Annotated in this window: 12 protein-coding genes and 2 pseudogenes; 11 read left to right on the forward strand and 3 right to left on the reverse strand. The window is 62.6% G+C overall.

Annotated elements, in window-relative coordinates:
• The 5 genes from ACRDUX_RS17530 to ACRDUX_RS17550 form a co-directional block, all read left to right on the forward strand.
• Positions 1–1,127, forward strand: a 1,127-nt coding sequence (locus tag ACRDUX_RS17530) for a replicative DNA helicase (RefSeq protein ID WP_526415290.1), incomplete at its 5' end; no start/stop codon positions are given.
• A 183-nt stretch (positions 1,128–1,310) separates the two neighbouring features.
• Positions 1,311–1,796 carry a TIR domain-containing protein gene (locus tag ACRDUX_RS17535; protein ID WP_526415291.1) on the forward strand — a complete coding sequence of 162 codons (486 nt, stop codon included), beginning with the start codon at positions 1,311–1,313 and terminating at the stop codon, positions 1,794–1,796.
• Positions 1,793–2,650: a macro domain-containing protein gene (locus tag ACRDUX_RS17540; protein WP_526415292.1), complete on the forward strand. Its 858-nt coding sequence runs from the start codon at positions 1,793–1,795 to the stop codon at positions 2,648–2,650. Before ACRDUX_RS17535 ends, ACRDUX_RS17540 begins: the two co-directional genes overlap by 4 nt.
• Positions 2,647–3,096, forward strand: coding sequence for an HIT family protein (locus ACRDUX_RS17545; RefSeq protein WP_526415293.1), 450 nt, complete (start codon positions 2,647–2,649; stop codon positions 3,094–3,096). Before ACRDUX_RS17540 ends, ACRDUX_RS17545 begins: the two co-directional genes overlap by 4 nt.
• 1,054 nt (positions 3,097–4,150) lie before the next feature.
• Entirely contained in the window at positions 4,151–4,357 is a 207-nt protein-coding gene (locus tag ACRDUX_RS17550; RefSeq protein ID WP_526415294.1) for a hypothetical protein, read from the forward strand.
• 54 nt (positions 4,358–4,411) lie between these two features.
• Here ACRDUX_RS17550 and ACRDUX_RS17555 read toward each other — a convergent pair whose 3' ends face one another.
• A complete protein-coding gene (locus tag ACRDUX_RS17555) occupies positions 4,412–5,167 on the reverse strand; it encodes a hypothetical protein (RefSeq protein ID WP_526415295.1) in 756 nt (251 codons plus the stop codon).
• Positions 5,168–5,319: 152 nt separating this feature from the next.
• Here ACRDUX_RS17555 and ACRDUX_RS17560 point away from each other — a divergent pair, with 152 nt between their 5' ends.
• The 4 genes from ACRDUX_RS17560 to ACRDUX_RS17575 all read left to right on the forward strand — a co-directional run bounded on the left by ACRDUX_RS17560 (position 5,320) and on the right by ACRDUX_RS17575 (position 9,104).
• Positions 5,320–7,380: a hypothetical protein gene (locus tag ACRDUX_RS17560; protein WP_526415296.1), complete on the forward strand. Its 2,061-nt coding sequence runs from the start codon at positions 5,320–5,322 to the stop codon at positions 7,378–7,380.
• A gap of 178 nt (positions 7,381–7,558) precedes the next feature.
• Positions 7,559–8,077, forward strand: a complete 519-nt coding sequence (locus tag ACRDUX_RS17565; RefSeq protein ID WP_526415297.1) for a hypothetical protein — start codon at positions 7,559–7,561, stop codon at positions 8,075–8,077.
• Positions 8,067–8,453 (forward strand): hypothetical protein, encoded by a 387-nt coding sequence (locus ACRDUX_RS17570; protein WP_526415298.1) that lies wholly within the window; start codon positions 8,067–8,069, stop codon positions 8,451–8,453. Before ACRDUX_RS17565 ends, ACRDUX_RS17570 begins: the two co-directional genes overlap by 11 nt.
• Positions 8,454–8,477: 24 nt before the next feature.
• The gene (locus tag ACRDUX_RS17575; RefSeq protein WP_526415299.1) at positions 8,478–9,104 is read left to right on the forward strand and encodes a Wadjet anti-phage system protein JetD domain-containing protein; all 627 of its coding nucleotides are present in this window, start codon (positions 8,478–8,480) and stop codon (positions 9,102–9,104) included.
• 149 nt (positions 9,105–9,253) lie between these two features.
• On the opposite strand, the gene ACRDUX_RS17580 is transcribed toward ACRDUX_RS17575, so the two are convergent.
• Positions 9,254–10,318 carry a trypsin-like peptidase domain-containing protein gene (locus ACRDUX_RS17580; protein WP_526415300.1) on the reverse strand — a complete coding sequence of 355 codons (1,065 nt, stop codon included), beginning with the start codon at positions 10,316–10,318 and terminating at the stop codon, positions 9,254–9,256.
• Positions 10,319–10,554: 236 nt separating this feature from the next.
• Between ACRDUX_RS17580 and ACRDUX_RS17585 the strand changes: the two are divergent.
• Positions 10,555–10,725 (forward strand): annotated as a pseudogene (locus tag ACRDUX_RS17585) (translation initiation factor IF-2 N-terminal domain-containing protein); the annotation flags it as partial.
• A 1,787-nt stretch (positions 10,726–12,512) separates the two neighbouring features.
• Complete coding sequence (locus ACRDUX_RS17590; protein WP_526415301.1) at positions 12,513–13,436, forward strand: hypothetical protein; 924 nt, start codon at positions 12,513–12,515, stop codon at positions 13,434–13,436.
• 714 nt (positions 13,437–14,150) lie between these two features.
• On the opposite strand, the pseudogene ACRDUX_RS17595 reads toward ACRDUX_RS17590, so the two are convergent.
• Positions 14,151–14,381, reverse strand: a pseudogene (locus ACRDUX_RS17595) (M20/M25/M40 family metallo-hydrolase); the annotation flags it as partial.

The following is a 14,381-nucleotide window of genomic DNA, read 5'->3' on the forward strand; positions in this document are numbered from 1 at the left end:
GCAACAAACACATCCCCATCGAGTATCTGCGCGCGTCCGAGACACAACGGCGGTCCCTGTTGGCTGGCCTACTAGACACGGACGGAACGGTGACTGGCGGCGGCTCCGTGCAGTTCTCGGTCACCGACCCGCGGCTGGCAGCCGACGTCGCCGAACTGGTCGTCAGCCTGGGCTATCGCTGCCAGACCTCGACGAGGAGGGTGAAGCGTAGCGAAGCGTCATCGGTGGCTTACACGCTGACGTTCGCCACTGAGGACGAGGTCTTTGGTCTGCACCGAAAGTCATTGCTGCACAAGGAACGTCGTGCTGCCGCCAACACCGTACGGTCCGGGTCAAGATTCATAGTCGACGTCCGTCGTGTTGAAGGCGTGCCGGTGCGTTGTGTCGAGGTCGACAACGTCAGCCACATGTACCTGGCGAGCCGCGCGATGGTGCCGACCCACAATTCGACGCTGGGCCTGGATTTCCTGCGGTCGTGCTCGATCAAGCACCGGATGTCCAGCGTCATCTTCTCATTGGAGATGAGCAAGTCCGAGATCGTCATGCGCCTGTTGTCGGCCGAGGCGAAGATCAAGCTCGCCGACATGCGGTCCGGACGCATGAGCGACGATGACTGGACGCGCCTGGCGCGGCGGATGAGTGAGATCAGCGAGGCGCCGCTCTACATCGACGACTCGCCGAACTTGACGATGATGGAGATCCGCGCGAAGGCACGGCGGCTACACCAGAAGGCCGACCTGCGACTGATCGTCGTCGACTACCTGCAGCTGATGACGTCGGGCAAGAAGGTCGAGTCCCGCCAGCAGGAAGTGTCCGAGTTCTCAAGGCAAATCAAGCTTTTAGCCAAGGAGCTCGGAGTGCCCGTCGTGGCGATGAGCCAGCTGAACCGCGGTCCGGAACAGCGCACCGATAAGAAGCCAATGCTGTCTGACCTGCGTGAATCGGGCTCGATCGAGCAAGATGCGGACATGGTTATACTTCTGCACCGGCCGGACGCGTTCGAGCGTGACGACCCGCGCGGCGGTGAGGCGGACCTGATCATCGCCAAGCACCGCGCCGGTCCGACGAAGACGATTACCGTTGCGCACCAACTGCATTTGTCGCGGTTCACCAACATGGCGCACTAGAGGCTTGCGGCTGTAGGTTCTCAAACTCGATGTCCAATTCGCAAATGAAATGTCCACCTGATGTCCAATTGGACATGAAAGTGAGAATTCATGACCTCATGGGCCGCCGGGGCGAGGACGCATCAAGATGTACCGACTAGGTGACGGAGGGGCAGGCATTTGAGTTACCGGAACAAGACCTACGTGGCGTTCGCCAGCGAGGACATCCGCTACTACTGGCTCATGGAAGCTTGGCGGGACAACCAGCACATCGACTTCGACTTCTTCGACGCCCACGATCTCTATCGCGCACGCGACACGAGCGCACCGGAGACAATCAAGCGAAATCTGCGCGAGCGCATGAAGAACGCGAAGCAGATCGTGTTGCTCGGCAGCGCAACCGGGAGGCGAAAGGGCGGCGACGGATCGTCGTTCCTAGCTCATGAGATCAAAGTCGCGATCGAGTTCAATTTACCGATCGTTGTCGCGAACCTCAACCAGCAGCGAACAATTGAGACGTCACTGATTCCCCAACCCTTGCTAGATGCCAACTACTACACCATCTCGGTCTCCTTCCAGCCAGCCGTCATCAAGTTAGCGCTGGACGGCTACGTGCCGGCGTTCGCGACGTCGGGCAACCGTGGGCCCCATTACTACGAATCAGACATCTACGCGAATCTCGGCTTGTGAGTGCTGCGCTGCGCAGCGATCTCACCACCAGTCGGTTCCTGCAGCGGATCGCGACCCGGTTTCTCGCCTGGATCGGGCTCATTGCGTCGGCGGGCCAGATTGCGGACTGGGTTTTCGACCTCACAGAATATGTCTGGTGGGGCTACCTGCTTATCGTGCTTTGCGCAATTGGGCTGCCGCTCACAATCTGGTGGTCGTGGCCCCGCCCAATCGAGGAGACCTACGACATCCCCAACACCACTATCCGGATCGTGAAGGGCGACCTGTTCGCCGAACAAGGACACCTGGTAATCGGCACCTGTGACACATTCGACACCGCGACGCCCCACATCATCGCCCGCGACAGCCTCCAAGGAATTGCCTTGGAACGCTTGTATAACAACGATGTCACCCGACTCGACGCTGATCTGGACGCCGCGCTCAGCCAAGCGACACCTGTCGGTTCTATCCCGAAGGACGGCAAGACCACCCGTTATCCGCTGGGAACGGTGGCTGTTCTTGACCACCCAACGAGACACCTCTATTTCGTCGCGTACACCGAGATGGACCAGAACAACAACGCCCAGGGCACACCCGATGGACTTTGGGTCAGCCTCAACTCGCTGTGGGCGTCGATCGCGCGCTCGGCGAATGGCGGCACAATCTGCATGCCAGTAATCGGAGGAGGTATGTCGCGGCTGTCGAGCATCGTGCCGAACCAGGACTCCCTGCGGTTCACGATCCTGTCGTTCATGTTTGCTTCTCGAAAAGGCCGTGTGTGCAACGAACTACGCATCGTGCTACGCCCCGAAGACTACGAGAAGCTGGATCGTCTTGAACTGCAAGCGTTTTTAACCTCGCTGAAACCGTCATGACCGAAGACTCCGCAATCGACGTACCTAAGACGACCGCATGCGCGTTCTGCGACTACCTAGCCGAACGCAGGCCGTTCACAATCGCCGCGCGCACCGAACGCATCGCGGTACTTGTGACGCGCGAGCAGCGTGGCCTGCCGCATCTGCTCGTCGTCCCAGTGGCGCACCGGCCGACCATTTTGGACTTGTCTGACTATGAAATCGCAGCGCTTGCAGTCGGCGTGAAGGCGGCAGCGCAGGCGATCAGTGACGCCTACTCTCGGCCAGGCAGCGTCGTATGGCAAAACAATGGCACCCCCGCCCATCAAACAATTCCGCACGTCCATTTCCACGTCGCAGGTACGTTGCCTGAGGGCGGCACCGAATGGGGACAGGTTTCTGAAGGGTCCCTCAAGGAAACGAATGCGATCGCAAGGATCATCGCTCCGCACTTAGCCCTGAAGTAGCGAAATCGGCTCTGTACAAAAACTTTCGACTCAAGGAGTGCGGCTGAGTCGGGTCCCCTATTGATCGATTCTGGGCTTGGCTGGACAGGAGGAACGAATGTGGCCGGGTGTAGAGCGCGACATGAAGCTGCCGTACGTGCATTGAGAGACGACGTCCAATGGAAAGGGAGACTCAGTGTCGGCCGCCAGCAAACACTCACCTTGTCTCCGAGTTGAGTTTGAAAGCACTTGATAGACGACGGCAATATCCGCATCGGAAGTCTCAACGAGTCCCGATGGGTTCTTGGCGACGTGCCGTTGTGGTCTTCCGCACACCGAACTTGCGGTCGACGCAGCCGCTGACCCATTCGAGGCCCCGGGACGCACGTGTACCCGCCGTACCGATATCTCCTGTGGTGGAACGCTTCTCGGCGCATAGAACTTTTCCTCGGCAAGATACATTGCCGCGATAGGCAATTCTGTTGCAAATCACTAAGATTCGCATCTTTGAAATCGGGTTACGCCCGCGCTTCGCTGGTAACTTGCCATAGCAAGGCATCCCTTCGGGCACCGTGGCGCGGTAGCGTCCGATGCTGAGCTCGGCCAGCAGCTCGAGTTCCTGGTTCTCACGCCGATCACTTGCTCTCCGGCTATCACCGCTATTAGCCCATCGAAGACAACGAGCCTTGGCAGTGGATCGAATCCAACGTCCTCATGCGCGGGCTATGTCAATGACAAAACACCGACGCGATCGGACAGGTTGGCGTGCGTGCTGTCAACCTAGTTTCCCCGGGGGGCCGGCATCTCCCGGTGCCGTAGCCGACCGACGGGTATTCGTCCCGCCCCGACACCGCGTACCCCGCCAGGCCACGCAGGTGCGGATCACCCGCCGGCAGCAGGAGGCGGTCCCGAGCCGGGGCGGATTCGCCGGTATCAGGAGCGTGGCTGATCCGCCAGGAGGATGTGGGTCGCCAGGTCGCGTAGCGCTCTGCCTCCACGCTTACGCCTGTAATTCGAACGCAGCTGCTCGCGCTGAATAATGCGTTATGCGATCGCATACGTAAGGAGCATCACGGTGAGCTACATCGACCACACAGCCGCGGCTACAGCCAAAGCTCATGCGTACGTCTACGAAGCACTCGGCCTAAACCCGCTCGATCCGATTCCCGACGACTACCGAGTTCACAACGACTACGACGCTCGCCTGGGGGCCTTCCTTGCCGGCGTGTTCTGGGCTCTCGATGAGCTGCCGAACGACGCGGAAGACGACCGCCGAGTTTAGGAAACGTCAGTTTCCCGCGGTCCCACTACAGGGGGCGGGCGGCGTAGTGTCCGGCTACTTGTCGTCCTGCGGCCGCTCAGTCACCTGCTGCGCAATCGCCGACCACTCCGCGGTCGGTCCCTGCAGGCGGCCGAGCACCACTGTCTCGGGCACGGCGGTGTACCGCGCGAGCGCGCAGAGATAGGTGCGCATCGCGATCGCCGCGTACATCGTGGTCTGCGCGGTGACCCCCAGCGTCACGTGCATCGCCGCTGTCGACACACCTCCCACCGACGGGCCGGCGGACGCATAGGTGACGAGCCCCGCCTGCCGGAAACGCCCGTGCGTCGGCGCGGACAGCAACGAGTATGGCAGCCCCGCCAGCTCGTCCTCCTGCAACCCCGACGCCTGGTAGAAGTCCTTCACCAGCTGCGTCTCCGACGGCGGCGCGTCGTCGAGCCCCCGACCCGCGCGGGCGAGGATCGGGGCGTCCCACGCCCGGGGCATCTTGCGGTAGACCGCTTCGAGTCCCGCCGTGGCGCCGACAGCCAGGTAGTCGGCGGCGCGGGCGTCGCGTTCGGCAACCGCTTCTTCATCGCCCGACGGGAACGGTAGGCCGTACAGCGCCGCCAGCTCCTCGTTCAAGAACCGCCGCAGCCGCTCCTCCTTGGACCCCGCGGTGAGGACGTACCACGCCTTCGCCGCGATGACGGCAGACGTACGCGCCAGCGGGAACGGCGCCAAGGTGACGAGGTCAGTGCGCAGGATGGCGGCTATCCCGCGGAGCAGGTCGCACTGCTCAAGCCCTACGGCGCCCTGCTGCGTCGCCAAGGTCAGCAAGGTCTGCTTGGACCGCGTCTTAGCCGCCGAGGAATCGTTGGCCGCCGCCGAACTTCGGTTGGGGGTGGCTTGCCGGGGAGGCCCATGCTGCTGCGGAGCGCCTGCAGCAACGTCACGTTGAGAAGGAAGCCGAAGGCGAAGCCGTGGCGGCGCGCTACGAGGACGACCAGCAGGCGGTGACCGCCGCCGATCTGGAACATCGGCAACTCGATGGTCAGCTGAAGGGCCTGGTGGGTCGAGCATCGGCGCTGGCCGACAATCCGCGGGTGCGGGCACTGATGCAGACCGCCGAAGTCGATCTGGGGCGTGAATCCGCTGACGTCAGCGCAGCTTTGGAGCACGCCAGAGCCAGCGGGGAGCGGGAGACGTTCGAACTCAACCAAGGCATCGCCGCCAGTCAGCGGGCGTTGCACTCGTTGAAGACCGACGGCCTGTTGCCGCCGCGCCTGCAGGTGCAGCAGATCGTCGATGAACTGTCCGCGGCCAATGTCACGGCGGTGCCGGGATGGCGCTACCTTGCTCAGCACATACCCCCCGAAGAACACGCGACAGCGATCGCCGAGCTGCCGGCCGCCGTGGATGGCGTGATCGTTTACACCGACGACCTCGCCGCGGTGGCCGCCCAAATCCGCACACCCGTGGACGATGTCGTGGTGTTGTCCGCGGCTAGCGTGTTCGAGGGTCACCCCACTCCGCAGTTCACACTCGGTCCGGCGGTGGCGATGCACGACACGGCGGCGGCCGCGGTGGAACTGACCACTCGCACCGAGGCCTACGGCCAGATGGTCGAGCGTCGCGACACCGTGGACGTACAGCGGCGTGCCGATGACGCCTTGCTATCGAAGATCACGGCGTTCGCGCAAGATGTGCCTACCGACGGCATCGACGGCCTCCGCGCCAGAGCAGACGCCAGCGCTGGTGCACTGCAACAGGCACGCGACCGTGCCGCCGTCACCAAGCAGCTACGGCGGGATCTCGTCGAGGAAGTCAAGGCCATCGCCGCCGAGCTTCACCAGGAGCGAATGCGTGTGGTGCGGGCGGAAGAGGCGTTGCCGACTGTCGCCGAGCTGGCAGTGACAGAGCTCGATGTCGTCGTCCCCTCCCCGCAGCGACTCCAACAAATACCGATCGAATTCGCCGCCGCAGACCGACAACTCGCCCGCGCTCGGGAGCAACGCAGAACTGCTGAAGCCGCCAAGGCGGACATGATGGTCCACCGTGGGCAGGTGGATCAACGACGAATCGACTGGCGCGCGGAACTGGAAACCCTCCCGCCACCCCAACCCGCCGCTATGTCACAGCCCGAGGCGCGGGCCGCACGCGAGGCAGCCGAACAGCAGTTGCACCAACAGTTCCCCGAGGATGTGCTGCGCTACGCCGTCAAGGCGGCCGAACGCGAAGTGCAGACTGCGGCGCGTCAATGGGAAGGCCATCCCGAGCCCGTTCGGACACGGGCATTGGAACTTGCCGCGTCTACCGACGCTGCCGATCCGGGCTCCCGAGTGGTTGCTCGGCAGCGCGCCGCAACACTAGCCACACAAGCCAAAATGGCACACGGCGCAGCCAAGGGCGAACTCAACGCCGCAGAGTTGGTCTTGCAGGACGCCGTGCGCAATCTCGGGGGCCGGCACAGCCGTAAGGACTTCGAACCTGTGGAGCCAACAGACCGGCCCCACGCCGAGACCCTCGCCGCCGACGCCACCAACGCCTCTGTTGAGCTCGAGGAGCAGCGGTGGCGACGCGAACAGGAACTCAAGGCCGACGAAGCCACCATGGGCGCCCAGACGGCGCGTTCGAAGACCCTCGCCGATCAGGCCTCCCGGCTGGACAAGGTGGAGGCCACCGCCGAAACGGTCGACCTGACGTTGCCGGCCGATGACGACGCTGTGCGGGCGATCGTGACCGCAGTTCACGGCGACTTCGAGTACGCCGGCACCCTGCACGCCCAAGCGACGAGGACTTCGAGGCCTCCGCCGAGGAGCTGGGCCGGTGGGCGAGCGACGACAGATTCGTCCACCTCGCCGAGGACGAACACGGCCATGCGGTGCGTCGGCTGCGGGAGATGCTGCGCGACAAGGCCCGCATCAAACGTGTCGCCGAGAACGCCGAAAGCCTGGTCGATGACCTCCGACTGCGGGCCATGCAGATTGGCGAGCAGCTCAAGCAGGTCGAAGAGACCAAGGCCAACATCGGGAACAAGATGACCGACCTGGTAGTGGACGCTCTGACGGTGCTGCGGCGGGCGTCGTCGCTTTCGGAGATGCCCGAGGGGTATCGGGGCGTGGGACCACCAACGGTTCCTCGACGTCTCACCACGCAACAACCCCCACTCGTGAGCAGATCACGCTGCGCGTCAGCGACCTCAGCGACCTCATCGACACCATGGTCAGCGGCCGCGCCGTCGAACAAGACCCGGCCGAACTACTATGGCGGGCCACCGATGCCGCGGTCCCCGAAGGCTTCAAGGCCACCGTTCTCAAACCCTCACCCGAGCAGTCCACGACGCGCACACCGGTGGCCGACATGCGCAAGTGGTCCGGGGGTGAGAACCTCACGGCGTCCCTGGTGCTGTTCTGCGTGATGGCGCGGCTGCGGGCGGAGAAGCGCACCGAGGACAGGATCACTTCCTCCGGCGGGGTCCTGCCGCTGGACAATCCGGTCGGCAAGGCCAACTATCTACCGTTCCTGGAATTGCAGCGCAAAGTCGCGAAAGCCAATGGTGTGCAACTTGTTTACTGGACGGGCATCGGCGACCTCGGGGCGGTCACGACCTTCCCGAGAATCGCGGCGATGCACAAGCGTCCCTCGACCACCCGCGCCGGTCGCGCCTACGTGACCGCGGACGACGAAACGTCGCGCCAAGTCCTAGATGCGGTGTCATCGGTGCGTCGTGAGCCCTGAAACCATGTTGGCGGACGCACTGTGGAGCGCCATCGAGGCCCACAGGACTCGCCGCGTCCCCCTCTCCGAACTGCTCAAAGCCGGAGCGGCAGTGGACCGGACCGGCGCAGCCACTGTCGGCTGGAGAGCCCGGATCAAGGCGGCGATCGACCATCTCGAGACCAGTGGTCGCGTCACGCTGCCCAAGACGAAACAAGACATCGCGGCCCTGCCAGCCTTGCCCCTGTATGTGACCCGGGCAGCGGCCCCCCGGACGGCACGTCCCGCCCCGACTGCGCCCGTGTGGCATGCCGAACTACGTTGGGCTGCAGCCTTGTTCGATGAAGGGAAGCTGACGGGATCGGATCAGCGGTTCTTGACGACCATCAATACCTGACTGTCGCGGCGCCGCGGTATCGCCGTGCCCCTAAGGGAACGCTCACTCGAGATCTTCGGCGACGAGAAGCTATTGGAAACAAGGGTTTCCGGCCCACTATTCGAGCCGGGGCGACTGACCTTGGATCTACTGCAGACCTATCTCTGCTGGCCCACTGTGGAACGCTTCACCTATGGGACCGGTGACTGGCTCATCGTGGAGAACTACACCACCTACCACTCGTTGGGCGGCCGCGCACGGGAACTTGGGTTCGACGGCCACATCATCTGGGGCTCCGGCAACGGCGTCGCCACCCGGCTTGCCGCACTGGCCGCCGAGTCCGCCCGGCCACCACGGCTCTACTACTTCGGTGATATCGACGTCGGCGGGTTCCGGATCGCCCGCTCGGCGACCACCCGGGCCGCCGCCCTTGGATTACCGCCGCTGCTCGCGACGAGCGGCCTGTATCAACTGACCCTCGACATGGGCGAGTGCCGCAACGACACGAACTCCCGCAATCCTGATCCGACGCTCGCCGGATGGATCTGCCAGTGGCTTGACACTTCGCTTGCCGATGCTGTGGTCGAAGTCCTCGCCGCACGGCAGAGAATCGTTCAGGAGACGGTGGGCCGAGAGCTGCTCGCCAATACCCAGCTTGCGCAATGGTTCTGACATTGGCGACATCCTCACTGAAAGTGCTTCGACAGTTCACCATCGCGAAGACTTCGTGTTCGAGTGTTATCCGCGGAAGAAGAAGCGTCGTTGTGGCTTCTTGAGTTTTATGTCCAATTCTCAAGCCAAATGTCCACACGATGTCCGGCTTAGAACCAATCCTCTAGAGTGACCAGGTTCCCGAAGCCCATAGAGGTCAGTGCCTCGACGACGACGTGGCCAGGTACGCCGCGATAGAACGAGTCGGCGCTGCTTCCCTCAGCGCGGACGTCTTGCGCGACGACGCCGATCACCCGACCGTCCTGGGCCACGATCGGGCCGCCGCTGTTGCCAGGTCGAGTGGTTGCCGAGTAGACGAAGAACTCCTCAGCGGTTGAATAGTCGTTGATAGTTTCGTTCACCACCTCGCCTCGCTCGCACACCATCTGCGGGAGTGCGCACCTCGCGATGGGAGGGTAGCCGAATACGTACGTCTCGTCGGGCCATGTGGGAGCGCGGAAGGCGACGCCGTCGAGTACCGGCAGCCCCCGCTGGCCGGCAGCTGGTTGCACTGTGATCACCGCGATATCGATCTGGGGGTGGGCCTCGCACGAGACGACGCGCACACCCGGCCCCTCGCGCAGCAGGGGCGGTCCCGCTGGCGGCGTTACCGTCGAATGTTCGATCTCCTCTTTCAGGTCCATGTCGTTTATTACGTGCGCGTTCGTCAACACGTGAAATTCGTCAAGAACTAATCCGCTGCCCACGCTCTCGTCACCAGTTGTCTTGGAATAGCCAGCAATGGGCACGGTCACAGAGCCGTAGGCCGGTTTGATCAACCCGGCACCGGGTGGTTCGGCGAGCCAGAGGTAACCATCTGCTTGAGATCGCGTCATCAACTGAGCGTTGTCGGTGAAGAGCCGGTGACCAAATATGTCGTAACCGGGTTGCTGTCCGTGATCGGTAATCATGCGGGCATCCACCATGCGGTTGAGTAACTGCGCAATGATCGTGCCTTGAGACTGAGCGTGCGCGAAACCGCGTTGTTGAAGGTAGAGGAAGAAGTCGTTCATCGTGAACGGCAGCAAGGAATTCGGGGGGTCGGGCTTGGCATATTTAGCGAGCATTTTGGCATGCATTTTTCGGTCCCGCGAGAAGAACTCGGCAGCTTCGTTTGCAATATTCACCAAATACCCGACGGGCACGGGAGCGCGGGGACCGCGAATGTTGGCCACCTCAGCACGCTTCGCGCGCCGCGTGGCAGTGGAGCTCCGCTGCGTCAAACGTGTCCGGGCACTTATCGATCAGGATCCGCCGCACGGCTGTGTGGCTATTGCTCGACTTAGACAATTGTGCACCTAATTTGCGACACAAATGGCTGCCCCCTTAGGACGGACCACAACGTCGGTGGGTGCTAGTAGCGTCAGAGCAGCAGTGACGCCGGTGATGACCAAGGTCGGGAGGGTTGGCGGTGAGCGGCAAGCCGCGAGTGCATGAGCTGGCCAAAGAGCTAGGCGTGACGTCCAAGGAAGTGCTGATGTGGCTGAGCGAGCAGGGTTTGTTCGTTAAGTCGGCGAGCTCCACAGTCGAGCGCCCAGTCGCCCGTCGTCTGCGTGAAAACTACCAGGCGAAAAACCCAGCGAATCCCGTCACAACCAGTCCAATCGGACGGGCAATGTCAAGGCCGCACGACGTGCGGCCCCCGGCCCGGAGTCTCACGTCCGGTCAGACGGCGAGTGTCTGCAAGCGCTTTCGGCAAGCCTCCGCTTCCGGACAGAGCCAGGCGGCGATCAACAGGCTCTATTCCGAATGTGTAGCCCGATACGGGGTTTCGTGGGAGAAGCTGCGCGATGTCGTCGCGGAAGACTTAGAGCGCTACCCCGGTGAGTATGTGGCCAGGCGACAGTTTCGCAAGGGTGATGGACCAGTGCATCGGCTCGACGGCGAATCCGTATCGGTCATGCCGCCGGTCGAGGTCAGTCGCCCTCGCCCGCGGGTCGACATCGTTCTACCGGAAGTAGACGGTGTGGATGCCGAGAGCGTCATCGACCTCATCGTGAACGTCGACGCCAGACAAGACGATCGCGATGAAGTCGGGGCGGGTGTGCAGGGCTTCATCCCCGACGGTGGTGGCGGCTACGGCTATCTCGCATGGCAGTACGCCGCGGCCCACCGCCGCGCGTACTCGGACATTTCGTCGCGAACGGCTCATCACGACCTGGCAGTGATGGCGCAGGTCGTCGACAGCGAGAAGCGGCTTGTCGACCTGATCACCAACGCCCATGGTCCAGTCCTTGAACAGCCACTGCTGGTGAAACGTGTGATCGAAGCCGAGTTCAGCGACCTCGCCGATGCCGACGACATTGGACGTTCGATAGCCGATGAGCAGCGCCGGGCGCGGGAAGCCTATGACTTTCTACGACGCGCTGTTGTTCTCGTGATCGCGAGCCCGGACTGCGACCAGCGCCTGTGGTCGATGCTCGACCGGATTCGGCCGCCAGCACCAGAGCAGCTTGTGGAGACCAGCACGTCGCTGGAGTTCGCGATCGCGCGACTCAACGAGCTCGTTGCGAACGTCGAAACGCTTTTGACCGCCCCCGAAGCACCGCTCGGCCAGTTTTTCCGCCAGGCGCTTACAGAACTGGTCGCCCTGCAGTCGGGACGGTATGACTTCCTGCAGCAATTTCGAGACGTCGTCTCCACCGTGAAGACTGCACGCCGGGTGAGCGACGGAATGGCGTTCGTGGTGCTACCCCGCGGCGAGCAGCTGCGGACGTTTCTCGTCGGCCTGCGATCCTCAGGGCTCTATCGCGGCCACCAGGTCGACGAACAGCGGGTCGCGGTGTTGGAGGAGATCGAGAAGCACTTCGGTGTCGACCGGTGCGAGTGGCACGAAGGAACGGCGTCGTCGGATGGTTTCAACAACCACTATGTGGTCTTAACCATCAAGTCCGCCAATGGCTGTGGAGATCATGCGGTCGCGATCAGTCCGCTGGCGGGCGAGCATGCCACTTATGTCGTGCGCAGCGACTGCACCGAGGCGCACTGGATGACGCTTTTGGCACAGTCGAAGCCCGATGCACGTGAGCAAGGTGCACGCAAGTTCCTATTCACCGGAAGCGATGCATATAACGGGATGCGCGCAAAAGTGGTCGGCGCCCTGGAGTGCCCACCGAGAGACTTTCTGAAACAGACTGCGGCAGGCCAGGTTCCGCGCCCGCATCGCCAGCCCTGAGGAGTGCACCTCGGGGTCTCGACCGCGCGACGAGGTCATCTGCGGACTGCACTTCCTGTTTCATCGCTTATCGAATCCCGAGCACCCGCCGACCGGGTGACCTATGTTTGCACCCGTGAATGCACGCCCCTGGACAGGACGACGGGACACACCGTGAACCGCGAGCAAACCGACGACGCATTCATCAAGCAGCCGTGAACCACTACGTGATCCGATCCGACGACACGACCCTCCAAATCTGGTCAGGGAAACGTATCCAGCACGGTGATGAATCCCGCAGTGAATGGCAACGAGCGCTCAAACACGAGGCAAAACAGGCTTTCTCGAACCTCAACGTCACAACTGGCGCGGCCCTCGGAACGAGCTACAGCACCACGAGCCCCCTCTCTGCAGGCGCGGGTGACGCAGAAAACAGCTTGTTCACCAATATGGTGGAAGCGATCCCACGCGCGTTCACCACATTGCGCTTCGAGCGCAACACCGGCGCCCTGAAACCGCCTCCCGTTCCCATTGAGCTGTCGAGCGGCCACCTGCACTACTACCGGTACACAGTCGGCGGCATGTGGACGGTGTGGGAGCCGGACCGGACGCTGGCCAGCTGGACACGAGTCCCGCGCCGTATAGCTGTCGGGTCGGACACGGCACGACCGGTGTGGTTCGCCCTACGTGAGGCCAACGCGCGACAAGTGGTCTCCGTTTCGCGCGACTGCGCGCTGGAGGCGGACGCAAAGTTCGGCATCCGTGTGACCATCCACGCCGCGAAGGGCCGCTCTCACAATGCGATCACGAATAGCGAGTTTGGCATCGACGGTGCGATCGCCGCGTTTCACAACGATCGACTGTCCGACGAATTGGTCGCCGCCATGTTGCCCAAACTGCCCTCGGTCACGCTGTTTCAGCTGCGGGAGGCACTGGGAAGGGTTGCGGGTCCGGTGTTCCCTACCCCCGCGGTGACGATCTCGGCAAGTGGTGCGATATGGATCAATCCAGATGATGAACGCTGCTGGGTCGGTGAGTACGCCGTGCGCCAAAATGATTCCACTAGCCAGTGGCCCGAAGTCAGCGGCGAGTTGTTCACTATCCGGCCGGCCACCCACGCCCCCACAGGGCGGCAGTGAAGATAGTTGCGTCACAGACCTGAACATCACCGCGACGCAACGGCTCTGGGGTAGTCACGGAACCGGGTGCGCTCGCACGTCACGGTGACGCAACGCCATCAAGTAACCATGTCCGAAGCAGTCCCGCCAAGCAAGGCTCCTAAATGGCAAATGGTGGCGTTGAAAGTAGTGGACAGGGAAGTGAAAATCTAAGACATGGACATCGACTGAGAACGTCGCTGACCGCGCAGGTCAGCAAGCCGCGTGTGGACACGAAACTTGAGAAGCCACAGGGTGTGTGGCTTCTCAAGTTTGATGTCCCATTCTCAAGTGAAATGTCCACCTGATGTCCAATTGGACATGTAAATGAGAATTTCCAAGCTTCGTGGATCAGCCGCCACGATCAACGCACCATGACGTGGGACGCGGCGGATTAAGGCTGGCAGTTGCCGGCGCGCCCTGGCTCTAGATCGTCGACGACCGAGGCGCTGGGCCGGTCCGACCGCTGAGACTGCCAGTGCGTGGTACGCCCGTCGGATTGCCGGACGCGCTCGGTAACCCCCGTGAGGGCAACGCCGAATCACATTGTCGCCGACGCGAGATGGGCGATGTGACCGGAACGTGAGTGCGGCCTCCGGTGCCCGCTACGTGGTATCGAGTTTGCGTGTGCCGCAACGTTTGAGCCAGCACGTTTCTGAGCCTGATGTCATGAAGTGACCTGCGATGACATCGGCGTTAGTAGCTCTTCAGGAGCTGCTCTAAGACTTTGACCCCAAACTCGAGAGCGTCGACCGGGACGCGTTCGTCGACGCCGTGAAAGAGTGCGGTGAAGTCCAGGTCGTCGGGCAGTAGCATCGGAGCGAAGCCGTAGCAGTTGATGCCTAGCGGGCTGAGCCATTTGGCGTCGGTGAACGCGGTGCTCATGTAGGGCAACACGGTGGCGGTGTCGTCCTCGGTGCGCAACGC

Origin of the sequence: Mycobacterium sp. (assembly GCF_050701675.1) — a bacterium.
In the GTDB taxonomy this organism is placed as follows: domain Bacteria; phylum Actinomycetota; class Actinomycetes; order Mycobacteriales; family Mycobacteriaceae; genus Mycobacterium.